21 protein-coding genes and 4 pseudogenes are annotated in these 20,934 nt (G+C 72.4%); 11 read left to right on the top strand and 14 right to left on the bottom strand.

What is annotated here, in order from left to right; translation table 11 throughout:
- Window positions 1-48 precede the first annotated feature (48 nt).
- On the bottom strand, window positions 49-705 hold the full coding sequence (locus FHS37_RS34225) for a hypothetical protein (protein WP_184828453.1): 657 nt from the start codon (window positions 703-705) through the stop codon (window positions 49-51).
- Window positions 702-1,523, bottom strand: a complete 822-nt coding sequence (locus FHS37_RS34220) for an ATP-binding cassette domain-containing protein (RefSeq protein ID WP_184828451.1) — start codon at window positions 1,521-1,523, stop codon at window positions 702-704. The genes FHS37_RS34225 and FHS37_RS34220 overlap by 4 nt, the downstream gene beginning before the upstream one ends.
- A 194-nt stretch (window positions 1,524-1,717) precedes the next feature.
- Here FHS37_RS34220 and FHS37_RS40270 point away from each other — a divergent pair.
- The 3 genes and pseudogenes from FHS37_RS40270 to FHS37_RS34210 all read left to right on the top strand — a co-directional run.
- Window positions 1,718-1,846 (top strand): annotated as a pseudogene (locus FHS37_RS40270) (IS5/IS1182 family transposase); the annotation flags it as partial.
- Window positions 1,847-2,182: 336 nt separating this feature from the next.
- Window positions 2,183-2,644 (top strand): hypothetical protein, encoded by a 462-nt coding sequence (locus FHS37_RS34215; protein WP_184828449.1) that lies wholly within the window; start codon window positions 2,183-2,185, stop codon window positions 2,642-2,644.
- A gap of 48 nt (window positions 2,645-2,692) precedes the next feature.
- On the top strand, window positions 2,693-3,187 hold the full coding sequence (locus tag FHS37_RS34210; RefSeq protein ID WP_184828447.1) for a hypothetical protein: 495 nt from the start codon (window positions 2,693-2,695) through the stop codon (window positions 3,185-3,187).
- 206 nt (window positions 3,188-3,393) lie between these two features.
- Here the strand turns inward: FHS37_RS34210 and FHS37_RS34205 are convergent, their stop codons facing one another.
- Window positions 3,394-3,645: a hypothetical protein gene (locus tag FHS37_RS34205; RefSeq protein ID WP_184828445.1), complete on the bottom strand. Its 252-nt coding sequence runs from the start codon at window positions 3,643-3,645 to the stop codon at window positions 3,394-3,396.
- Between the two features lie 116 nt (window positions 3,646-3,761).
- On the opposite strand from FHS37_RS34205, the gene fabV reads away from it, so the two are divergent.
- Complete coding sequence (gene fabV / locus FHS37_RS34200; RefSeq protein ID WP_184828443.1) at window positions 3,762-4,976, top strand: enoyl-[acyl-carrier-protein] reductase FabV; 1,215 nt, start codon at window positions 3,762-3,764, stop codon at window positions 4,974-4,976.
- A 229-nt stretch (window positions 4,977-5,205) separates the two neighbouring features.
- Here the strand turns inward: fabV and FHS37_RS34195 are convergent, their stop codons facing one another.
- Window positions 5,206-5,706 (bottom strand): hypothetical protein, encoded by a 501-nt coding sequence (locus FHS37_RS34195; protein ID WP_229890199.1) that lies wholly within the window; start codon window positions 5,704-5,706, stop codon window positions 5,206-5,208.
- Between the two features lie 256 nt (window positions 5,707-5,962).
- Between FHS37_RS34195 and FHS37_RS34190 the strand changes: the two genes are divergently transcribed.
- Window positions 5,963-7,060, top strand: coding sequence for a MerR family transcriptional regulator (locus FHS37_RS34190; RefSeq protein WP_184828492.1), 1,098 nt, complete (start codon window positions 5,963-5,965; stop codon window positions 7,058-7,060).
- A 146-nt stretch (window positions 7,061-7,206) separates the two neighbouring features.
- Here FHS37_RS34190 and FHS37_RS40660 read toward each other — a convergent pair.
- Both FHS37_RS40660 and FHS37_RS34180 read right to left on the bottom strand, forming a co-directional pair.
- A pseudogene (locus FHS37_RS40660) lies at window positions 7,207-7,299 on the bottom strand (hypothetical protein); the annotation flags it as partial.
- Window positions 7,300-7,451: 152 nt separating this feature from the next.
- Entirely contained in the window at window positions 7,452-8,531 is a 1,080-nt protein-coding gene (locus tag FHS37_RS34180) for a hypothetical protein (protein ID WP_229890198.1), read from the bottom strand.
- Window positions 8,532-8,553: 22 nt separating this feature from the next.
- Between FHS37_RS34180 and FHS37_RS34175 the strand changes: the two genes are divergently transcribed.
- The gene (locus FHS37_RS34175; protein WP_184828441.1) at window positions 8,554-8,964 is read left to right on the top strand and encodes a recombinase family protein; all 411 of its coding nucleotides are present in this window, start codon (window positions 8,554-8,556) and stop codon (window positions 8,962-8,964) included.
- Between the two features lie 50 nt (window positions 8,965-9,014).
- On the opposite strand, the pseudogene FHS37_RS41405 reads toward FHS37_RS34175, so the two are convergent.
- From FHS37_RS41405 to FHS37_RS34165, 3 genes and pseudogenes are all read right to left on the bottom strand, one after another.
- Window positions 9,015-9,173, bottom strand: a pseudogene (locus tag FHS37_RS41405) (zinc finger domain-containing protein); the annotation flags it as partial.
- 124 nt (window positions 9,174-9,297) lie between these two features.
- Window positions 9,298-10,521: an MFS transporter gene (locus tag FHS37_RS34170; protein ID WP_184828439.1), complete on the bottom strand. Its 1,224-nt coding sequence runs from the start codon at window positions 10,519-10,521 to the stop codon at window positions 9,298-9,300.
- Window positions 10,518-11,918 carry an NAD(P)-binding domain-containing protein gene (locus tag FHS37_RS34165; protein WP_184828437.1) on the bottom strand — a complete coding sequence of 467 codons (1,401 nt, stop codon included), beginning with the start codon at window positions 11,916-11,918 and terminating at the stop codon, window positions 10,518-10,520. The genes FHS37_RS34170 and FHS37_RS34165 overlap by 4 nt, the downstream gene beginning before the upstream one ends.
- A gap of 110 nt (window positions 11,919-12,028) precedes the next feature.
- Between FHS37_RS34165 and FHS37_RS34160 the strand changes: the two genes are divergently transcribed.
- Both FHS37_RS34160 and FHS37_RS34155 read left to right on the top strand, forming a co-directional pair.
- Complete coding sequence (locus tag FHS37_RS34160) at window positions 12,029-13,090, top strand: flavin-containing monooxygenase (RefSeq protein ID WP_184828435.1); 1,062 nt, start codon at window positions 12,029-12,031, stop codon at window positions 13,088-13,090.
- A 42-nt stretch (window positions 13,091-13,132) separates the two neighbouring features.
- On the top strand, window positions 13,133-13,507 hold the full coding sequence (locus tag FHS37_RS34155) for an ArsR/SmtB family transcription factor (protein WP_184828433.1): 375 nt from the start codon (window positions 13,133-13,135) through the stop codon (window positions 13,505-13,507).
- 114 nt (window positions 13,508-13,621) lie between these two features.
- On the opposite strand, the gene FHS37_RS34150 is transcribed toward FHS37_RS34155, so the two are convergent.
- From FHS37_RS34150 to FHS37_RS34140, 3 genes are read right to left on the bottom strand one after another with little or no spacing between them, the layout of a single operon-like run.
- A complete protein-coding gene (locus FHS37_RS34150) occupies window positions 13,622-14,680 on the bottom strand; it encodes an ArsO family NAD(P)H-dependent flavin-containing monooxygenase (RefSeq protein WP_184828431.1) in 1,059 nt (352 codons plus the stop codon).
- On the bottom strand, window positions 14,677-15,795 hold the full coding sequence (gene arsB / locus FHS37_RS34145; RefSeq protein WP_184828429.1) for an ACR3 family arsenite efflux transporter: 1,119 nt from the start codon (window positions 15,793-15,795) through the stop codon (window positions 14,677-14,679). Before arsB ends, FHS37_RS34150 begins: the two co-directional genes overlap by 4 nt.
- Window positions 15,792-16,100 (bottom strand): ArsR/SmtB family transcription factor, encoded by a 309-nt coding sequence (locus FHS37_RS34140; protein WP_030329993.1) that lies wholly within the window; start codon window positions 16,098-16,100, stop codon window positions 15,792-15,794. Before FHS37_RS34140 ends, arsB begins: the two co-directional genes overlap by 4 nt.
- A gap of 95 nt (window positions 16,101-16,195) precedes the next feature.
- On the opposite strand from FHS37_RS34140, the gene FHS37_RS34135 reads away from it, so the two are divergent.
- The gene (locus tag FHS37_RS34135; protein ID WP_184828488.1) at window positions 16,196-16,618 is read left to right on the top strand and encodes an arsenate reductase ArsC; all 423 of its coding nucleotides are present in this window, start codon (window positions 16,196-16,198) and stop codon (window positions 16,616-16,618) included.
- Window positions 16,615-17,495, top strand: a pseudogene (locus FHS37_RS34130) (NAD(P)/FAD-dependent oxidoreductase); the annotation flags it as partial. The gene FHS37_RS34135 and the pseudogene FHS37_RS34130, both read left to right, overlap by 4 nt.
- A gap of 201 nt (window positions 17,496-17,696) precedes the next feature.
- On the opposite strand, the gene FHS37_RS34125 reads toward FHS37_RS34130, so the two are convergent.
- Window positions 17,697-18,911 carry a tyrosine-type recombinase/integrase gene (locus FHS37_RS34125; protein ID WP_184828428.1) on the bottom strand — a complete coding sequence of 405 codons (1,215 nt, stop codon included), beginning with the start codon at window positions 18,909-18,911 and terminating at the stop codon, window positions 17,697-17,699.
- A gap of 242 nt (window positions 18,912-19,153) precedes the next feature.
- Between FHS37_RS34125 and FHS37_RS34120 the strand changes: the two genes are divergently transcribed.
- Window positions 19,154-19,597: a hypothetical protein gene (locus tag FHS37_RS34120; RefSeq protein ID WP_184828426.1), complete on the top strand. Its 444-nt coding sequence runs from the start codon at window positions 19,154-19,156 to the stop codon at window positions 19,595-19,597.
- A gap of 197 nt (window positions 19,598-19,794) precedes the next feature.
- Here FHS37_RS34120 and FHS37_RS34115 read toward each other — a convergent pair whose 3' ends face one another.
- The gene (locus tag FHS37_RS34115) at window positions 19,795-20,694 is read right to left on the bottom strand and encodes a bifunctional helix-turn-helix transcriptional regulator/GNAT family N-acetyltransferase (RefSeq protein ID WP_184828425.1); all 900 of its coding nucleotides are present in this window, start codon (window positions 20,692-20,694) and stop codon (window positions 19,795-19,797) included.
- Window positions 20,695-20,934: the final 240 nt, after the last annotated feature.

The following is a 20,934-nucleotide window of genomic DNA, read 5'->3' as shown; positions in this document are numbered from 1 at the left end:
CGCTGCGCAACCTGTGCCGGCGCGGGCTGCCCCGCACCGGCACAGGGTTCATGCCCTTCTGCGGGTGATCGCCTGTGTCACGGCCACCGCGGCCGCCAAGAGGCCCGCGGCGGCGGCGAGCAGGGCGCCCGTGGGCGCCAGGGCGTCCGCCGGGTCCGGCGCGTCCTGCAGGTGGGTGAGCAGGATGTTGACCGGGGAAACGCCTTTGCCCAGCAGCACGGCCAGGAGGAGCACCAGGGCGAGGACGAGCGCGTGGCCCTGCCGCCGGAACACCAGCCGCGAGCAGACCAGTCCGACGGCCGTGCCGGTGAAGGCGCAGGTGAGCTGGGCCGCGGTCCCCAGCGCCAGATCCGCGAGGCCGGGTGCGCGGGTTCCGGACAGCAGCGGCAGCACCAGGCCGGCAGCCGTCAGCAGCAGGCACCACACGGCTGCCGTCCCGACCGTCGCGAGCAGGACGCGCAGGGGGCCGCCGGCGCTGACGACGACGACCGAGCGGTGCGTCCGGTCCTCGAGACCGACCAGGGCCATGGTCAGCCAGACCGAGCACGGCAGCATGGCCCCGGCCACCGAGGCGTAGGTCGCGGTGAGCGGGCCGGTGTCGCTGCCGGTCAGCACGGCCACCAGACCGAGGAACAGCAGCAGCGGCGCGAGGTAGCGCTGGGAGAGCAGCAGCACCGTGAACATGTAGCCGACCAGGGCGATCACCGGGTGGTCCCCCTCGCATCGCCCCGGAGGACGCGTTCGTCCGCGACCCGGGCCAGGCTGGCCACCGACCACCGGTGCCGCAGTGCCGTCAGCAGTACGGCGTCCGAGTGCTCCCGCGCCACCCGCAGGACGACCTCCCCTCCGCGCCGGGCGGTGTCCGTCACACCCGGCAGCACGGACCAGTCCACCTCGACCGGCGTGACGCCGGTGGGCGGCACGGTCAGGACCAGCTCGGCCGTCGCGGGGCGACTCCCGGCGCGCCGGCCGCCGTGCGGGGTGACCCGGCCGTCGCTGATGGCGTAGGCGCCGCGGGCGTGCGTCTCGGTGACCGCCTCGCGGTGGTCGGTGAAGACCACCGCCCCGCCCCGTGCGGCCACTTCGTCGATGAACTCGGCGAGGACACCGTGGGCCGAGGCGTCCAGACCCGACCAGGGTTCGTCGAGGACCAGCAGGTCGGGCTGGACGAGCAGCGCCTGGGCGAGCGCCACCTTCTGCGCGTTGCCCTTCGACAGCGTGCGCAGCGGTGCGTTCCGCCCGCCCACCAGGGACAGCCGCTCGAGCAGGTGATGGCCCCGGGCACGGGCGGCGGAGGCCGACAGGCCACGGATACGCCCCATGTGCGTGAGGTAGGAGATCGCCGAGATGCGGTCGTGGACGGTGAAGCGGTCCGGTACGTAACCGATGCGCGGCGGCCGGCCCGACACGCTCCCGGTGGTGGGGTGCGACAGTCCGGCGAGGATCCTCAGCAAGGTCGACTTCCCCGAACCGTTGCCGCCGACCACCGCGAGGACGTCACCGGCCGCGACTTCCATGTCCACGTCACTGAGGACCCACGGTCCTCCGCCGTACCGTTTGCCGACCGCCTCACAACGTAACAACTCGACTCCTCCCGGTGTCCTGCGCGCTGGTCCTCCAGTCTGGCGGACGGACCCGGCAGGTGAGCCGACAGGCGGGTGAAGCCCCTGGTGGAGGGGTTCTCGACCGGGAGAACCGTCTCCACCGGAGGCTTCGCGTGCCCGTCCACCCGCCGGGCGCCGACGGGTCCAGCTCCGCCCTCCGCCCCCTGTCCGCCCGACTGCGGGCGCGTCGCCGTGCTCCCGGCACCCGACGGCGACGCCTGAACGCGGGCCGACAGGCCCTGCCCGCCTCCGGCCGGCTCGGACCGAGGACGGGGAGAGCTCCCCGGGTGCGTGAACACGCCTGCGTCCGTCGTTCGCCCCTCCGGCCGGACCCGGCCCGGCCCGGCCGGTCGGAGGAGATCCGCGACCACCGCGTCGCCGCACCGCCGGGGCCGAGCGCGAGGGCCGGCCCGGGGAGGTCGAAGGACCCCGGGTCAGCCCGGCCGGCGCCGAGGACGAGTCCGCTCGGCCGGACCGACGAACTCCCGCCGGCACGGCGACCGGCCCCGGCATGCCCCGCACGGCCGCAGCTCGACCCGCCCGGGAGGAGGGAACGGCTCCGCTGGGACAATCACGGGATGACCAGCAAGGGGATCCGTTTCGACTGCCGGTACCGTGGCGACGGCGGCGCGCTCGTGATCGTCCCCCGCATCGACGGAGCACCCCTCACTGAGCTGATCGACGGGTTCGAGATCGCGGCCGGGATGCGGCCCGCAGGCGACGCCTACGGTGGCCTGATCCCGGCGTTCTTCCGGTTCGGCCCGGTGCGGGACCACTTCCTCGGACGGTCCACCCACGTGAGGGGGCCGAAGACGCCCGTGCTCGGTTGTGAGTGCGGCGAGTGGGGCTGCTGGCCGCTCATGGCCCGCATCACCGCGACGGCCGACCTCGTGACCTGGGACGCCTTCGAGCAACCGCACCGCAAGAGCCGCGACCATGCGGCGTTCGGTCCGTTCCGGTTCGACCGTCACCCGTACGATGACGCCTTGCGGGCCCTGAGCGCTGTGATCGACTCCGACGTCGACGCCACGCGCGCGTGAGCGCTGTCAGGCGCGGCCTGCCGGGCCGAAGGACGGGGGAGCGGTTCTGTGGAGAGGTTCGAGACGGAGAGTCTGGCGCTCATGCCCGGCCAGAAGGTTCGGGCCAGGGTCCTCAGCCACCACCCGTGGGGTGTGATCGTTGAGATCGCCGGCTACGAGAACGCCGGTCTGTCGGCCTCCATCGACATGATCCAGCAGTTCTCCGGGACCACGAGCAGCTATGACGAACTCCTCGCGCTCTTTCCACCCGTCGGCTCGCAGATCGAGGCGGTGATCGAGCAGATCCACCGCTGGCACCCGCCGGTGTCGGTGCGGCTCAGCATCCGACCCGCCGACCTGGAGTCGCTGGTCTGGAACTGCGACTTCTGTGGTGAACGGATCACGTTGAGCCCGGGTGGGGACGCCCTCGTCCTGGACTCGCGGAGCCACGACGGTCCGGGAAGCCACACCGTCATCTCCCACCGGCACTGCCTGGCCGAGCGGATCCGCCCGGAGAACGCCGGAGAGCGGGCGCGGGCACGGAAGATCGGGAGGATGTGCTGAGGGTCGTGAAGCCCGCGCCCGCCGGCACGGACGAGCCCGACGGCTCGTTCGGCGGGAACCGACGCAGTGCGGGGAAGCCCGCATCCGATGCCCGGCCCCACGGCCGGACCCCGCGCAGGCGCCCCGACCGCGCGAGGCCGTCGACGACCTCGGCCCTCGGGACTACCGGAACGGAATCCAGCGGTAGCCGGTGACGCAGTACCGCGTCACCGGGCGGGCTCCGCCGTGGCCACGCGAGGGCCGGGGAGTTCGCCGGCTCGGAGGGCGGCGAAGTCGGTGTGCGCCACCTCGACGGCTTCGGGGTGCGCCTCGCGTCTGGCGTGCTCGAAGAGCGCGGTGACGACGGCCCCGCCGTTCCGGCCCGGGCGAATCGCGACAGCCTCGAACGGCGATGCCCAGCAGGACAGGGCCGCCTCCTGCTCGGCTGGAAGTGGTGGAACACTCCAAGACCGGCTCATGATCGTTGTTCCTGGCGGGGCCACCGCGTGTAGGGAAGCTGGCGCAGACTTGCGAGGGCGTGGTTGGCCTGGCCGGTCGCCGCGTCCGTGTCCCGGTCGACCCAAGGACTGTCATCGTGAGCGAGCGTGTTCTCACCCCCCGCAACCGGGGCTTCCTCTTCCTCGACTCCCACCCGGCCGGCTGCCGACAGGTGGTGGCCGACATGTGGCAGGCGTGCCCTGCCCCCGCCGGCGTGCCGGAGGGCGACGGGCCGGTCGCGCTGGTCATCGGCTCCTCCGCCGGATACGGCCTCGCCGCCACGCTCGCCGGACTCAAGCGCGCCGGTATCCGCGGCGTCGCGGTGTCCTTCGAGAAGGCTCCCACCGCGCGGCGTACCGCGACGGCGGGCTGGTACCGCACCGCAGCCACCGCCGACATCGCCCGCACCGCAGGGCGGGACCTGGTCTTCCTCAACGGCGACGCGTTCTCCGACTCGACGAAGGAACAGGTCGCCGACCTCATCGAGCAGCGCTTCGGCGGCCGGCTGGACTACCTGGTCTACTCGGTGGCCGCGCCCCGGCGGACCGACCCCGACACCGGTACCACCTACGCCTCGGTCCTCAAGCCGATCGGCCGGGCGAACCGCACCAAGACCCTGGTATTCGACGACGAGGGTGTTCCCGAGGTCCGCGAGGTGGAGACCGGACCGGCCGAGGGTGACGACGTGGAGCAGACCGTGGCCGTGATGGGCGGAGCGGACTGGGAACGCTGGATCGGCCACCTTGCGGCGCGGGGACTGCTTGCGGACGGGTTCACCACCGCCGCGCTGTCCTACATCGGCTCGCCACTGACGGCGGCGATCTACCGGCAGGGCACCATCGGCGCGGCCAAGGCCCATCTGGAGGCGACCGCCCGCACCCTGAACGACCGGCTCGACAAGACGGTGGGCGGGCGGGCCGTGACCTCCGTCAACGGCGCAGCCGTCACCCAGTCCTCCACCGCGATTCCCGGCATCGCCCTGTACACCGGCCTGCTGCGCGGCGTCCTCGGAGAGGACCTCGTCCCGCCGATCCGCCAGCTCGCCGCCTTGTGGGACCAGCTCACCGGCGCCGCCCCGCTCGTCCTGGACGACGAGGGTCGTATCCGCCTGGACACCTTCGAACTGGCCGACGACGTCCAGGCGGCCGTCGCGGAACGCTGGGAGACCGCCACCACGGCGACCGTCACCGATCTGGCCGATCTCGACTGGTTCCGTGCCGAGGTCCGACGCCTCTACGGATTCTCCGTGCCCGGCATCGACTACACAGCGCCGGTCGCCACCGACGTTCCCTGGCCCGACCACACCCCCTGACCCGCGTCCGGAGAAGTGCCGGAGGGAAGGCGCTGCTTGAGCGGACCCACCCCTCCTCGGCAGCGTCCCTGTCGCGCAGGGGCCGCATCCCCCCGGGCAGGTCGGGGGCTGGAACGAGTACCGCCCGAGCATGTTGGTGTGGTGCCGGACGAACGGTGAGAGGCGCGCCACGTCCTCGTCCGGGTGCGAGTAGGTGAGGTACAGGAAATCCCGGCGAGAACGATCATGGTCACGAGTTGAGCGTCGCGACGTCCAGGCGAGGTCGGGGGACGTCTGAGTTCTGGAGCGCGGCGAAGTCGGCGTGGGCCTGTTCGACGGCTTCGGGGTACGCCTCTCGCCTGGCGTGTTCGCCGAGAGCCCGGTAGGTGCTTGCCACCGAGGGGTTCTGGCCCTTGCGCTTGCCGGTGGGGATGATCAGGTCGGGCTGGACCTGCTCGACGGACTCCCCGTTCGCCCGCCGCCGCAGCACGGTGTACGGCATGTCGTCGGTGACGACCGGCGGTCGGCCGCCGTGCCCGCCCTTGCGGGCCGCGGTGTCGAGCCCTTCGGGTGTGGACTCGCGGATGTTCTCCCGCTCGGTCTCCGCCGTCGCCGCGAAGAACGCGAACAGCGGCTTCCCCGGCCCGGTGGGGTCGTGGATGCCGGGCGGGGGCCCGGCGAGCGCGGTGAGTTCTGCGGCGTCGCGGCGACGTCGTCGGCGTCCGACCGGTCGGGGAGGGCTGCTGAGCATGGGGCGTGGGCCCGGCTTCCCGCACGATGCAGGTCCCAGAAGGGGGTCCGTCCCGCGTCTGGGTGAGAACGGGTTCCGGGAGCCGATCGGAGGTGGGGCGGGCCCCGGCGGCCGTTTGTTGATCCTGCTCGCGCAGAGGACCGTCTCTGACAGTGACGCGCGGCCTCCGCGTCGGCCCGTGCGGGTCATGAGAGCGGCTCTTGACCCTCACGTGACGTCAGGCTGCACAGTCGGTGCCGTGGAGGATCACTGGACCGTGGGACGCGTGGCCGAGCTGGCCGGCGTGAGCGTCCGCACGCTGCACCACTATGACGAGATCGGGCTCGTGCGTCCTTCGGCGCGGACCGCGGCCGGGTACCGGGCCTACTCGGCGGGCGACGTGGAGCGGCTGCGGGAGGTGCTGGCCTACCGGCGGTTGGGCTTCGGTCTGCGGGAGGTTGCGGAACTGGTCGACGACTCGTCCACCGACACGGTCGCGCACCTGCACCGACTGCGCGGCCTGCTGGTGGAGCGGCGCGATCGCGCTGACGCCATGGTGGCGGCCATCGACAGGGAAATCGAGGCGCGGGCGAAGGGGCTGATGGTGACACCGGAGGAGCAACTGGAGGTGCTGGGTGCACGGCTGTACGACGCGATCGGCGGCGCTTACACCGCGACACGGCGTACCGAGCCGCGGATTGCCGCGCAGATCTGGGACGCGCTCGGCGACGCGCAGACGGTGCTGAACGTCGGGGCCGGCACCGGCTCCTACGAGCCTGTCGATCGCGACGTGACCGCGGTGGAGCCATCGGCGGTCATGCGGGGGCAGCGGCCTGCCGGCTCGGCACCGTGCGTGGCCGCCGCCGCGGAGAGCCTGCCGTTCGAGGACCACTCCTTCGATGTCGCGATGGCCGTCTCCACCGTTCACCACTGGGGGGACCCCATAGCGGGGCTGCGCGAGATGCGCCGCGTGGCCCGCCGCGTGGTGGTGCTGACATTCGACACCGACGAGCCCGGATGGCGGGACCGGTTCTGGCTCACCCGCGACTACCTGCCCGAGTTCGCCGCCGTCCTCTCGGGATTTCCCTCGCTCGCCGGGATGGCCGACGCGATCGGCGCCCGGGCTGAGCCGGTGCCCATCCCGTGGGACTGCGCTGACGGCCTGTTCGAGGCGTACTGGCGCCGACCGGGGGCGTACCTGGAGGATCACGTGCGCCGTGCGATGTCGGTGTGGACGAGGGTCGGGCCGGAGGCCGAGCAGCGGGCGGTGCGAAGCCTCGGTGACGACCTCCGTTCCGGCCGGTGGGCCGAGCGCAACAGCGACCTCGCCGAACTCGACACGGCAGATCTCGGCCTCCGCCTGCTCATGGCTTGAACGGACACCGGCCCGGACCGACCCCGGGTTACTCCTCCTCGTCCCCGTCCTCGGGTGCGTCTGGGTCGCGGAAGGGCCGCAGGCCCCGGCCGGGCCCGCCGGAACCGCTGGTCCTCCAGGTCCCGGAAGCGCGGGACGAAGCGGAAGCCGGGCGTCTTGTACAGGCCGAAGGCCGTGTCCGAGTACGAGGCGTTGCCTGCGACTACCTCGCCAGTCCGGGCCTGCGCCGTGAGACCCACGGCGGCCTCCCGGCCGTGGAGAACCGGAACAGCGCCAGCACCGTGCCCCACCCCCGGACCCCGGCGGGCGCCGGCCGATCGCGTACGGCGGCACGAGGAAGGGTGCCATGAGCGGACGCGTCATGGTTCGCCCTGGCCAGACCGAGGGTCCTCTACGCGTCGGTCCAGCGGATCGGGTGACCGGATTGGTCGGTGGTGAGCCAGGATCCGTCTCCGAGGGGCTGGATGTCGTAGGGGTTCTCCGCATGCGCGTCGAACTCCGCTTGGACCTGGCCAGAGCTCACATCGACGCGGTAAAGACGGAACCACTCCTGCTCGTCCTCGGTTTCTCCGGCGAGAGTGACGATGACGGTGTCCTGGTCCAGGTAGCCGCCACTCCATTCCACGTAGGTCTCGTCCGGGTCGTGTCCGAAAGCGTCGGCGGAGAGGGTGAACGTGACCTCGCCGTCCGGGTAGGTGTGGACGGCGACGTCGCCCTGCCCGTGGTCGACGGTCATGAACCGGCGTCCGTCGGGCGACAGGTCGATGAGGCACCGATCGTTCCAGGGATAGCGGACGAGATCCATCCGGTCCTCGGTCACCGACGCGCGGTAGATGACCGAGCCGTCCTGCCCTTCGCCCACATCGAGGAGCACCTGATCACCCGCCTGGTGCAACAGTTGCTGACCGCCGTGCCCGACGGTGTCCAGATCCGCCTGCGCGATGACCGCTCCCGTCCCGGCATCCACGGCGACCCACTGATCGGATCGGTCACGGCCGGCCATGGCGTCAGGCCGGTAGACCCAGACCACGAGTCCGTCCAGCGACAGCACACAGCTGGGCCGGTGCCCGAATTGCTGGTCCGACCGCGGCTCGAACTCCGACCGCCAGACTTCGGCCCCGTCTGCCGTCACGCACACGATCGCGTTCAGGGTCGTGAAGTAGACGCGCTGAAGATCAGTGGAAACCGCGTGGTCGACGACGACGTCCTCGGTGGACGGTCGACAGACCATGACGGGCGACAGCACACCCCGGACATCGGCAGCCAGGTCGTAGGCGCAGATGCTGCCGTCAACGAGCCGCGTGACGACCTGGAGGGGGCGAGGAGGTCGAGCCATGTCGAGAAGGTTAGCCTCCAGAGGATCTTCGAGAGACCATCGTTTTCCGAAGACCCGGCGTTCGAGATCGGACGACTGCGGCACGCCTTCAAGAACTCCTTCAGGAACCTCGGGCCACAACAGCGCCGTGGACACCGTTTCCTGAGAAGCCCCGGACATGAACGCGCCCCTGGAGCCGTCCGGACTCCTCGCCCCCTCGCCCGCCGTCCTCACCGGCATCCGGATCGGCTGCGCGAGGGTGTCGACCGGAGGGCAGGAGCTCGACCGCCGGATCGACGCGCTCAACGCGGCAGGTTGCCGACGCATCTTCTCCGACAGGAAGTCCGGCAAGAACGACCCGCGGCCCGGACTGGAGGCGTGCCACGCCTTCCCTGCCCCCGGTGACACCCTCGTCGTCCCCTCGCACGACCGTTACGGCCGCAGCCTCCAGGACCTCGTCAACATGGTCGCCGAGCTCCGGGAGCGCGGCATCGGCTTCCAGTCCCTGCACGAGGCGCTCGGCACCACCACTCCGGGCGGGCGCCTGATCTTCCACTCTCGCTTGGCGTGTTCGGCGAGAGCCCGGTAGATGCTTGCCACCGAGGGGTTCCGGCTCTTGCGCTTGCCGGTGCGGCGGGTGTGGTGGGCGGAGGCGTCCGCGCCGCCGCGCGAGCGGCACGGTGAGCCAGGCTGCGCGTCGCACTTCGGACAGGCGTGCCGCTCGACGTCGTCGGCGTCCGACCGGTCGGGGAGGGCTGCTGAGCATGGGTCGTGGGTCCGGCTTCTCGCACGGTGCAAGTCCCGGAAGGGGTCCGTCCCGCGTCTGGGTGGGAGCGGGTTCTGGGAGCCGATCGGAGGTGGGGCGGGCCCCGGCGGCCGTTTGTTGATCTTGCTCGCGCAAAGGGCCGTTTGTGAGAGTTTCTCAGTGGCGTTCGGCGGCTCCTGTCCATGGCGCGGTGAGGGCGGCGGCCACGGAGACGGTGGCCAAGAGGAAGAACAGTGGCTCGTAGCCGCCGAGGGGCACGGCCAGGGCGGCGCCGGCGAACGGTGCGAGGGCTGCCGCGGTGGTTGCCGGTGCGGCGAGCAGACCGGAGAGGCGGCCGTAGTGGGTTGCGCCCCAGCGGTCGGTGACGGCGGTGGCCTGGAGGAGGGTGAGGTTGCCGCGGACCATGCCGGCCACGATCGACACGGCGATGAGCAGAGCGTACGGGCCGGGCGCGGCGGCGAGGGCGACGGTGGTCAGTGCGCCGAGCGCGATCAGGATCGTGGTGCGGGCCGTGGTGGTGGTGCGGCGGGCGAGGGCTGCGTACAGGGTGCGGCCGAGGGTTTGTCCGGCACCGCCGATGCCGAGGGCCCAGGCGGCCTGGCTGGTGGTGTACCCGCGCTCCAGGAGGAGCGGGACGAGGGCGATGACGACGGCGTGCATCGCGAAGCTGGACAGGGTGAAGGCGGCGGCGAGCAGGAGGAAGGGGCGGCTGCGCCCGACTGCGGCTGCGTCTGCGGTCCTGTGCGCCGGGCTGGTTGGGGCGTGGGGCCAGGGGGCGCGCAGGACCAAGGCGTGGGCGGGGATGGTGACGGCGGCGAGGATGACGGCGAGCACGAGGTAGGTGTGGCGCCAGGACAGGTGGTCGGCGAGGGCCGCGGTCAGGGGTGCGAAGACGGTGGAGGCGAGCCCGCCGGCGAGGGTGACGATGGTCAGGGGCCGGATGTGGTCGGGGGCCCACCAGCGGGTGAGGGCGGCGAACGCGGGCTGGTAGAAGGTGGACGCCATCGCGAGTCCGGCCAGTGCCCACCCGCCGATGAAGACCGGGACGTTCGGGGCCGCAGCCACGGTCAGGAGGCTGATCACGCCGACCGCAGAGCCTGTGGTCATGACGGTGCGAGGGCCGCGCTGGTCGAGGATGCGGCCGACGCGGATCCCGGCGAGGGCGGAGACGACGAGAGCGAAGGAGAACGCCGCGGTGGTCGCCCCGGCCGACCAGCCGGTCGCGTCGGTGATCCGCGGGTTGAGGACGGGGAAGGCGTAGTAGACGATGCCCCAGCTCACGATCTGCGTGGCGCAGAGGGCGGGCAGAGCGGCGCGGGGCCGCGACCGGTCCCCTGTTCCGGTCGCGGCCCCGCTGTCGCGGGTGTTGAGGTTGGTCACGAGCCGCAGCAGCCGCCCGCCGGAACCTGCTCGGCAGCCGCCCCGACCTGGGCGGGGGCGCCGAGCTGGACCAGCTGCGGCGCGGGCGCGCAGCAGCCGCCGTCGCCCTCAGCGGCGTCAGGGGTGTCGAACAGACCGGCGCCGCCGCAGACCCCGGTCTCGGGCAGGGTCAGCTCCACACGGTCGGCGGACTCGAGGTCGCCGGCGATCGCGGCGGCGACGGAGCGGACCTGCTCGTAGCCGGTCATGGCGAGGAAGGTCGGGGCGCGGCCGTAGGACTTCATGCCGACCAGGTACACCCCGGGTTCGGGGTGGGAGAGCTCGCGGTGGCCGTGCGGGTAGACGGTGCCGCAGGAGTGCTGGTTGGGGTCGATCAGCGGAGCCAGGGCGACGGGTGCCTGGAGGCGCTCGTCGAGGCCCAGGCGCAGCTCGCCCAGGAAGGTCAGGTCGGGGCGGAAGCCGGTCAGCACGATGACCTCGTCGACCGGGTCCAGGCGGCGCCCGTCCTCACCGGCCAGGACCAGGCGGCCGTCGGTGTCACGCTCGATCGCCTCCGTACGGAAGCCGGTGACCGCGTCCGCGTGGCCCTCGTCGACGGCAGCCTTCGCGGCCAGGCCCAGGGCGCCGCGCGCCGGGAGCTGGTCTGCTTCGCCGCCGCCGAAGGTGGAGCCGGAGATGCCCCGGCGCAGGATCCACACGCCCTTCGTTCCCGCGCCGTCGTCGGACTTGGCGAGGTCGGCGAGGTAGGCGAGTGCGGTGAAGGCGGAGGCGCCGGAGCCGATCACGGCGGTGCGCTTGCCCGCGTACCGGGCCCGGACGGCCGGGTCCTTCAGGTCCGGGACGCGGTAGGTGATCCGGTCCGCGGCCGCCTTCTCCCCGAGCGCGGGCAGTCCGCTGCCGCCGGCCGGGGACGGCGTGGCCCAGGTGCCGGAAGCGTCGATGACGGCGCGGGCGACGAGGCGCTCCTCACGGCCGTCGGCGTGGGCGACGTGCACGACGAACGGCTGCTGCTCGCGGTCGGCATCCACGATCCGGTCCCGGCCGGCGCGCGAGACACCGGTGACGGTGGCGCCGGTGCGGACGCGCTCGCCGAGGACGTCGGCGAGCGGCTGCAGGTAGAACTCCGCCCAGTCACCGCCGGAGGGGTAGGTGGCCGGGTCGGGCCGTGTCCAGCCGGTAGGGGCGAGGAGCTTCTCGGCGGCCGGGTCGACGACCTCGCCCCAGGTGGAGAACAGGCGCACGTGCGCCCACTCGCGCACCGCGGCGCCGGCGGTGGGCCCGGCTTCCAGGACCAGGGGCTCGATGCCCTGGTCGATGAGGTGAACGGCGGCGGCCAGGCCGGCGGGTCCGGCCCCGATCACGACGACGGGCAGCTCGGTGGTGGCGGGCGCGTTCACGGCGACTCCTTGCGTGTTTCGACATCCGTCAATGGCTTGTGAGGCCCAGCATGACACCTGTATTGATGAGCGTCAACATAGACATTTATCGAAACCAAGGGGATTCGCTGATGGAGCACATCGACGTCGCCGTGATCGGCGGCGGTCAGTCCGGCCTCGCCACCGCCCACGCGCTGCTGCGGCACGGGCTGCGGCCGGTGGTGCTGGAGGCGTCCGACCGTGCGGCCGGGTCGTGGCCGCACTACTACGACAGCCTCACGCTGTTCTCACCCGCCCGGTACGGCTCCCTGCCCGGGATGCCGTTCCCCGGAGCCGACCGCGACCGCTACCCGCACCGCGACGAGGTCGTCACCTACCTCACCGCCTACGCCGACCGCCTGGACGCCGAGGTCCGCACCGGCTGCCGCGTCAGCGCAGTGCGCCGCACCGGCGACGGCTTCACAGCGGAACTGGAGGGCGGCGGCCGGCTGTCCGCGCGAGCCGTCGTGGCGGCCTCCGGGACGTTCGGGCACCCGCACCGGCCCGCGCTGCCGGGCCTGGAGGAGTACACCGGCCAGGTGCTGCACGCCGCCGACTACCGCAGCCCGGCCCCCTTCTCCGGCCACCGGGTGGTCGTGGTCGGGGCCGGGAACTCCGCGGTGCAGATCGCCGCCGAGCTCGCCAGGACCGCACGCGTCACGCTCGCCACACGCCGGCCGGTGAAGTTCGCAGCCCGGCGCGTCCTCGGCCGAGACCTGCACTTCTGGACGGCCCGCACAGGCCTGGACACCGCACCCCTCGGCCGGTTCCCTGCGCGCTCGCCGGCGCAGCCGGTCCTCGACGACGGCCGCTACCGGGCCGCCCTGACTGCAGGCCGACCCGACCGGCGGGCGCTGTTCACCGGCGCCGACGGGGCCAAGCTCCTCTGGCCGGACGGACAGCGGGAGGAGGCCGACGCGATCGTGCTCGCCACCGGCTACCGCCCCGACCTGCCCTACCTCGCCGGCCTCGACGGTGCTCTCGACGCCGAGGGAACTCCCCGGCACCGCGAGGGCCTCGCCACCGGTGCGCCGGGCCTGGCCTTCGTCGGACTGGAATGGCAGCGCAGCCTGTCGTCGAACTCGCTGCGCGGCGTCGGCCGGGACGCGGAGCGCATCACCCGGCGTCTGGCCGCCCGTCTCGCGCGCCGGTGACGGGCCTCCCCGCACTGGTTCGACGTATGTCAACATAGACGCATGTCGAATGCGATGGTGCTGCCGCTGCTCGAGCCCGCCGACGGTCAGGGCGTGGTGCCGTGCTGCCCGCCGTTGACCGAGCGCCCGATGACCGCCGCGGAGGCCGAGACCGCCGCGCGGATGTTCAAGGCGCTCGGCGACCCGGTCCGGCTGCGGCTGTTCTCCGCCGTCGCCTCGCACGAGGGCGGCGAGGCGTGCGTGTGCGACATCTCCGACGTCGGCGTCTCCCAGCCCACGGTCTCCCACCACCTGAAGAAGCTGAAGGAGGCCGGGCTGCTCACCTCCGAGCGGCGCGGCACCTGGGTGTACTACCGGGTCGAGCCGTCGGTGCTCGCCGCGATGGGCAAGCTGCTGGCCATGCCGGCCGCGGCCTGACGATCGAACGGCGCGACACCGTCCGTTGCGGGCCGCAGTCCCGCCACCACGCAGGCGGGACTGCGGCCCGGCCGCCCGGTACCGCGCGGCCGGGGACGGCCGCACCGGCCGCGATCACAGGAGCCCGGCGATCTCGCGTACCGCGTCCCGGGCCGGGCGGCCCACGCCGATGAGGGTCGCGGAGGCCGGACCGGTCCAGTCGCCGTACCCGAGCAGATGCAGCCGCGGCTCGCCCACGGTCCGGGTTCCGTCGGTGGGGATGTGCCCGCGCGCACCGCGCAGGTTCAGCGGGGCGAGGTGGGCCAGGGCCGGGCGGAAGCCGGTGCACCAGATGACCGCCTCCGCGCCGGTGTGGCTGCCGTCGGCCCACCGAACACCGTCGGCGGTGAGCCGTGCGAACATCGGCTTCGCGGTCAGGAGCCCGGCGTCGCGGGCTGCGCGGACGGGCGGGACGGCCACGATGTCGCCGAGGGAGGCGACCCCGCCGGTGTCGTCGCGGCCGGCGTCCAGGGCGCGGCGGCGGGCGGTGGCGACATCGAACAGGGCCCGGCCGTCGATGTCGTCCGGCAGGAACCGCGGCGGTCGCTGGGTCACCCACGTCACCTCCGCGTGGCCGTCCAGGGCGAGATCGGCGGCGATCTGGGCGCCGGAGTTCCCGCCGCCGACCACGACGACACGCTGCCCGGCGAAGTCGGCCGGACATCGGTAGTTCACCGTGTGCAGCTGCCGCCCGGTGAAGGTGCTGCGGCCGGGCACGGCAGGGAGGAAGGGGCGGGACCAGGTGCCGGTGGCGCTGATGACCGCACGGGCCCGCCAGGTGCCGGAGTCCGCTTCGACCAGGAGCCGGTCTGCGTCGCGGCGTACGGCGTCCACGCGGGTGCCGTGCTGGACGGGCAGGTCGTAGCGCTTCTCGTAGTCGGCGAGGTAGTCCACCACGTGCCCGGCGCCCGGGTAGGTCTCGCCCGCCTGGGTGGGCATGAGGCGGCCGGGCAGCGAGGAGTGCTCGGCCGGGGAGAACAGGTGCAGCGAGTCCCACATGTGCTGCCAGGACCCGCCCGGTGCCGCTCCGGCGTCCAGGATCACGGAGTCGAGGCCCTGGCGGCGCAGGTGGTAGCCGGCGGCGAGCCCTGCCTGGCCGCCGCCGACCACCACCACATCCGTCTGCTGCGTCACGGGGCCGTCGTCACCGCGTCGGCGGCGAACTTCCTGCGCCAGGCGAGCGCGACGTAGACCAGGCCGATCAGCACCGGGACCTCGATGAGCGGGCCCACGACACCGGACAGGGCCTGGCCGGAGGTGACGCCGAAGGTGGCGATGGCGACCGCGATGGCCAGCTCGAAGTTGTTGCCCGCCGCGGTGAACGCCAGTGTCGCGGTGCGGTCGTACGCCAGGCCCAGGCCCTTGCCGAGCAGGAAGGTGCCGAAGAACATGACCGCGAAGTACACCAGCAGCGGCAGCGCGATCCGGGCGACGTCCCACGGCTGCGAGGTGATCGTCTTCCCCTGGAGGGCGAAGAGGATGACGATCGTGAACAGCAGCCCGTACAGGGCCCAGGGGCCGATCTTCGGCAGGAACTTCTGCTCGTAGTCGGCACGGCCGAGCTTCTGCTCGCCGATGCGGCGGGTGAGGAAGCCGGCCAGCAGCGGGATGCCGAGGAAGATGACGACGTTCAGCGCGATGTGCCAGACGGACACGTCCAGGCCCTGGCCGTCGCCGAGATGCATCCAACGCGGCAGCAGGTCGAGGTAGAACCAGCCCAGCAGGCCGAACGCGAGGACCTGGAACACCGAGTTCAGCGCGACCAGGACGGCCGCGGCCTCACGGTCACCGCACGCGAGGTCGTTCCAGATGATGACCATGGCGATGCAGCGGGCCAGGCCGACGATGATCAGGCCGGTGCGGTACTCGGGCAGGTCCGGCAGGAAGATCCACGCCAGGGCGAACATCACCGCTGGTCCGACGATCCAGTTGACGACCAGCGAGGAGACCATCAGCTTCTTGTCGCCGGTCACGCGGTCGAGCCGGTCGTAGCGGACCTTCGCCAGCACCGGGTACATCATGACCAGCAGTCCGAGCGCGATCGGCAGGGAGATCCCGCCGATCTCGATCTTCGTGAGCGCGTCGTTCATCCCCGGGATCAGGCGGCCCAGGCCGAGACCGACGGCCATGGCGAGCAGGATCCACACCGCGAGGTAGCGGTCGAGGGTGGAGAGCTTCTTGACGATCGAGTCGTCCCCGGCCGCCTCGGTGCCCTGGGCGCGGACGGCGGTGGGCTCGGTGGAGGTCACGGACAGGCCCTCTTGTTCTCGGCGGCGGTGCGGGCGGAGGCGGCCAGTTCGGCGAACTGCTCGGACAGGCCGGCCAGGACCTCCGGCTTGAGCTTGTAGTAGGTGAAGCGGCCGCACGGTTCGGTCTCCACGATCCCGGCCTCGCGCAGCACCTTCATATGGTTGGACAGGTTGGTCTGCTTGGCTCCGGTCTCCTCGACCAGGTGCGTCGTGCAGAGCGTCTCGCGCGCCAGCAGAGTCACGATCTTCAGGCGGAGCGGATCGCCCAGCACCCGGATCACATCAGGATCGACTGAAGTCAGCATGCACTGATACTCTCACATCATCACTCGCTGATACCAGCGAGGGCTGAAGTCATCGGCGGCTGGGGTCCGCCATGCGACGAGAGAGAACGATCACCATGGCCGACAAGCCGTCCGTCCTGTTCGTCTGCGTCCACAACGCCGGTCGCTCCCAGATGGCCGCCGCGTGGCTGACCCACCTGGCCGGCGACCGCGTCGAGGTCCGTTCCGCCGGCTCCAACCCCGGCGACCGGGTCAACCCGGCCGCCGTCCAGGCCATGGCCGAGGTCGGCATCGACATCTCCAAGGAGACGCCGAAGATCCTCACCGTCGACGCGGTCCGCGAGTCGGACGTCTGCATCACCATGGGCTGCGGCGACACCTGCCCCGTCTTCCTCGGCAAGCGCTACCTCGACTGGAAGCTCGACGACCCGGCCGGACAGGGCGTCGAAGCCGTACGCCCGATCCGCGACGAGATCAAGACCCTGGTCGAGGGCCTGATCGCCGAGATCGCCCCGGCGAAGCCGGGGACGACGGCGTGAGCGAGATACGCGAGGTCGCCATCATCGGCTCCGGCCCCGCCGGATACACCGCCGCCCTCCACACCGCACGCGCCCGGCTGGAGCCCCTGCTGTTCGGCAGCTCCGTCTTCGTCGGCGGATCGCTCACGACGACGACCGAGGTGGAGAACTTCCCCGGCTTCCCGGGGGCGTCGACGGCCCGGTCCTGACGGAGGACATGCGGGCCCAGGCCGGGAAGTTCGGCGCCGAGATGATCGACGACATCGTCTCCGTCGACCTGGCCGACGACATCAAGCTGCTGACCGACTCGGCCGGCGCCGTGCACCGCGCCAGGATGGTGATCGTCGCCACCGGCTCCGGGTACCGCAAGCTCGGCCTGCCGAAGGAGGACGAGTTGTCCGGCCGGGGCGTGTCCTGGTGTGCGACCTGCGACGGATTCTTCTTCCGTGACCGGGACATCGTCGTGGTCGGCGGCGACACCGCCATGGAGGAGGCCACCTTCCTCACCCGCTTCGCCCGCTCGGTCACCGTCGTCCACCGCCGCTCCACCCTGCGCGCCTCGAAGGCGATGCAGGACCGGGCGTCCGCCGACGACAAGATCGCCTTCGCCTTCGACAGCGAGATCGCCGAGATCAAGGAGACGAACGGCATGCTCGGCGGCGTCGTCCTGCGCAACGTCTTCACCGGGGCCACACGCGACCTGGACGTGACGGGCCTGTTCATCGCCATCGGCCACGACCCGCGCACCGAGCTGTTCGAGGGACAGCCGGACCCCGGCGGCGAGGGCTGCATCAAGGTGGACTCCCCGTCGACGCGTACCAGCCTGCCCGGGGTGTTCGCCGCCGGCGACGTCGTCATCGCCGGCACGAGTTCGGCGTCGACCTCACGGGGCAGCGGCGGCCGGTCCTCGACCCGCCGCCGCGACAGCGCGGGCAGCCGGCGTACCGCGGCGAGCACCCGCCGCCCGGCCGGGGCCGCGCCGAGAGCGTCCGACTCACCCAGCAGAGACGGGAACGGCCGGACGGTGTTGTAGCAGGTCCCTGCCCGGGCCGCTCCCTCCGGAAGGCGGCCCGGACCTGCGGTGGCACGGCTCCGGCGCCTACTTCTCGAACCGGCCGAAGAGCGGGACGGCGTCCAGCGGGTCCTTCTCCTCGGCGTCGACGGTGTCGTCGGGCCGGTCGTACTCGGTGTCGGACAGGGTGGAGCGGGCACCCCAGTCGCCGGCCTCGTTGCGGTCGGAGAGCGGCACCTTCGCGCGTTTCATGTCGGTGTTCGGCCCGGCCCGCAGGGAGTGGCTGGTGACCTTGAGGCCGTTGATGTACTCGACGCCGGCCTCCCTGGCGCGCTTCTTCACGATCTCGTTGACCGCCCGCCCGGACAGGTGCAGCCCGCGCACCGTGGCGTTGCCGCGGCCCTTGAGCCCACCGGTGACGGTGAGGGCCCGGAAGAGGGGGAGATGGGGGGCGTCCGCCCCCAGTTCCCGCAGGTCGGCGAGCCAGGCGCGGACGCGGCGAACGGTCTGCAGATCCGCGCGGTCACGGATGAAGCGCCACTTCCCCCTGCCCTTGCGGCGGGTCTTGGTCTTGGCGGAGAAGACCCACACGCCCTTGTCGGTGACGCGGACGTTCTTCACGAGCAGGTCGGCGGTCTCGATCGCCCGGGCCAGCTTGCCGTAGCCGATCACCAGGAGCGCGGCGTCGCGACGGCCGATGCGGGTGGTCTCGTCGATCCCCGCGAGGATCCGCACGAGGTACGCCAGGGTGAGGCCGGCGGCCTGCTCCCGCTCGCCTCCCGCGGTGACGTAGTCCTCCAGGCGGTAGTCCTCGATCGCGTCCCGGACCACGGAGGCGTCGGGGCGTTCCCCCTTCGGGTACCAGGAGACGATGCGCGGGAGGTAGGCGAGCAGCGTGTCCGGGCTGTACTGGCCGCCGTCCTCCTTGCCCCGCTCCATGAGGTGGTCGAAGTAGGCGAGGACGTTCGCCGTGGTGGTCGACGGCCGCGCGACGCGCCCCTCCTTCTCGCACCAGGCCGCGAAGCGGGCCCGGGTCGTGTCCCGGTTGATCTGGGTGTTGCGGGCGCCCCGGCGTTCGGTGCGGCGCTTGGCCGACCTCGGGACGGTGAAGTCCCGTTCGGTGAAGGCGGGTTGCCGGTCGGCGCGCGGTGGCAGCTCTCCCTCGACGAGGACGGTGTCGCGGGTGATGCGGTACGGGGGCGGGGCGTCGGCCGGGGCCGCGGGCAGGAACCGCGGTGCGTCGTCGACGAGCTCGGCGTCGACGACGCCCTCCGGGTCGGCCGCCTCGGTGGCTGTCGTCATCCGGCCGTCACCCCTCGTCCGTCACCTTCGCCCACGGTCAACCCCCGCCCCTTGCTGACGCCGCATTCCCTGATCATCCCTCACTACCTCGTATTCTGCCAGGAATACGAGGTAAGGGTTACCTGACCAAGGTGTCGGCGGCCGGGTGTGAGCACACGCGGGGTGGGCGAGGCCGTTCGCGCTACCGTGACGGCTCCACGTCTGACCGATGTCTGTCCACGTCTGTTGTAACGGAAGGCCCGATGAAGATCACCGTCACCGTCGAGGAACCGACCGACGCGTTCCGGAGCGAGCTGCTGGAACTGCTCGGCCGGCACGCGGCCGCCGTCGAGGTCGACGCCGACTGGACGCCCGAACGGGCCGAGCGCTACTACCGCGCGCTCCCGCCCCGCGCCGCCCGCATCATCCGCGAGGCCGCGCAGCGCGGGGGGTACGTGCCGGCCGACGCGCTCCGCGAGGACGGCAAGGGCCTGCGCGGGCATTCCGGTCCGCTGACGACCACGCTCCTCAAGGGGGTGAAGGAGGGCTGGTTGCCGCAGGGCATCGAGCAGCCGCTGATCTACCACGGGCCCGGCTACGGCCCGGTCGCGGGCTACCAACTCCGGGACGACGTGAGGGACTTCTTCGCCCTGGCCGTCGTCAGGACCCTTGCCGACGGGAAACCCGGACCGGGGTCGGCGGGGTGACGACCGGACCGCCGGCCCCACCAGCCGGGCCGGCAACCACCGGACCGGCGCTCCGATGCGGGGGCGGGACGCGACCCCGGAGGGACTCCGCGCCGGCCCTGCCGGGAGCAGGCCGCCGAGGCCGGTCCCGTTTCCTGACGCGGACCCACGGGGCCTTCCCCGGAAGCAGGGCAGCGGACCTGGAGTTCGTCGGAACCTCACTCCGACGGCACTGAGGTGATCCGCTTCTCGAACCAGTGATGGGCGTACGGCTCGTCGTTGAAGGCGGCGACCTCCTGGAAACCGTACGAGTGGTACAGGCCGATCGCGGCGCCGAGAGCCCTGTTGGTGTCCAGGCGCAGCACGTCGAAGCCGTGCTGGGCGGCCCGCGCCTCCAGTTCGGCCAAGAACCGGCGGCCGAGGCCGAGGCCCCGGGTGTGAGGTGCGACCCACATGCGCTTGACCTCGGCCGGGGCGCCGGGCGGCAGCTTCAGACCCGCGCAGCCGACGGGCTCGCCGTGCAGCCGGGCGACCAGGAACAGCCCGTGCGGCGGCCGGAGTCCGCCCGCGTCGGGCAGCAGGCTCCGCGCGGGGTCGAAACCGGTCTCGAAGCGCTCCCGCAACTCGGTGAAGTAGGACCGCAGACAGTGCTGGGCGTCGGGGTGGTCCGGGTCGACCCGGTCCAGCGCGACCGTCGCAGCGGTCAGCAGGCGGTCGACCTCGGCCATGGCGGCGACCAGCCGGACGCGCTGGGCGGCGTTGAGCGGCTCCAGGAGGGAGCCGGCCAGCTCGTCGCTGCGGCGGTCGAGCGCGGCGCGCTCCGCACGGCCCGCGTCGGTGAGCCGGACGGTGCGCACCCGTCTGTCCCGGGGCCGCGGTTCCACCGTCACCAGGCCGTCGGCCTCCAGGGAGCGCAACAGCCGGCTGACGTACCCGGAGTCGAGCCCGAGGCGCTCGCGCAGCCGCCGCACGTCCTGGCCCTGCTCGCCGATCTCCCACAGCAGCCGCGCCTCGCCGACGGGCCGGCCGCGGCCCAGGTAGTGGCCGTGGAGCACGCCCACGCGTTCGGTGACGGTGCGGTTGAACCGCCGTACCTGATCGATCTGCGTCCCATCCACTCTCTGACTCTAGTCAGAGAACTCCGCGCGCGGCCAGAGGCGGCGCGCGACGGCGCGCGCCACGGGCCGTCCGGCCACGGCCGCGGGCCTCAGGGCCGTCCGGCATCCTCGCGTTCACCCGGACCCGCGGGGCTCCGGGACGGAGGACCGGCTCGGCGTGTTCGGCCGCCACGGCTTCGCCGGTCACGGCTTCACCGCCTCCGCTCCCGCCGTTGGTGCGCTGCGTCCCTTGCGCGACCC

The organism is Streptomyces griseomycini, assembly GCF_014203535.1.
Taxonomy (GTDB): domain Bacteria; phylum Actinomycetota; class Actinomycetes; order Streptomycetales; family Streptomycetaceae; genus Streptomyces; species Streptomyces griseomycini.
Note: the sequence above shows the minus strand (reverse complement) of the source record. Positions and strands in the feature narration are given on the sequence as shown.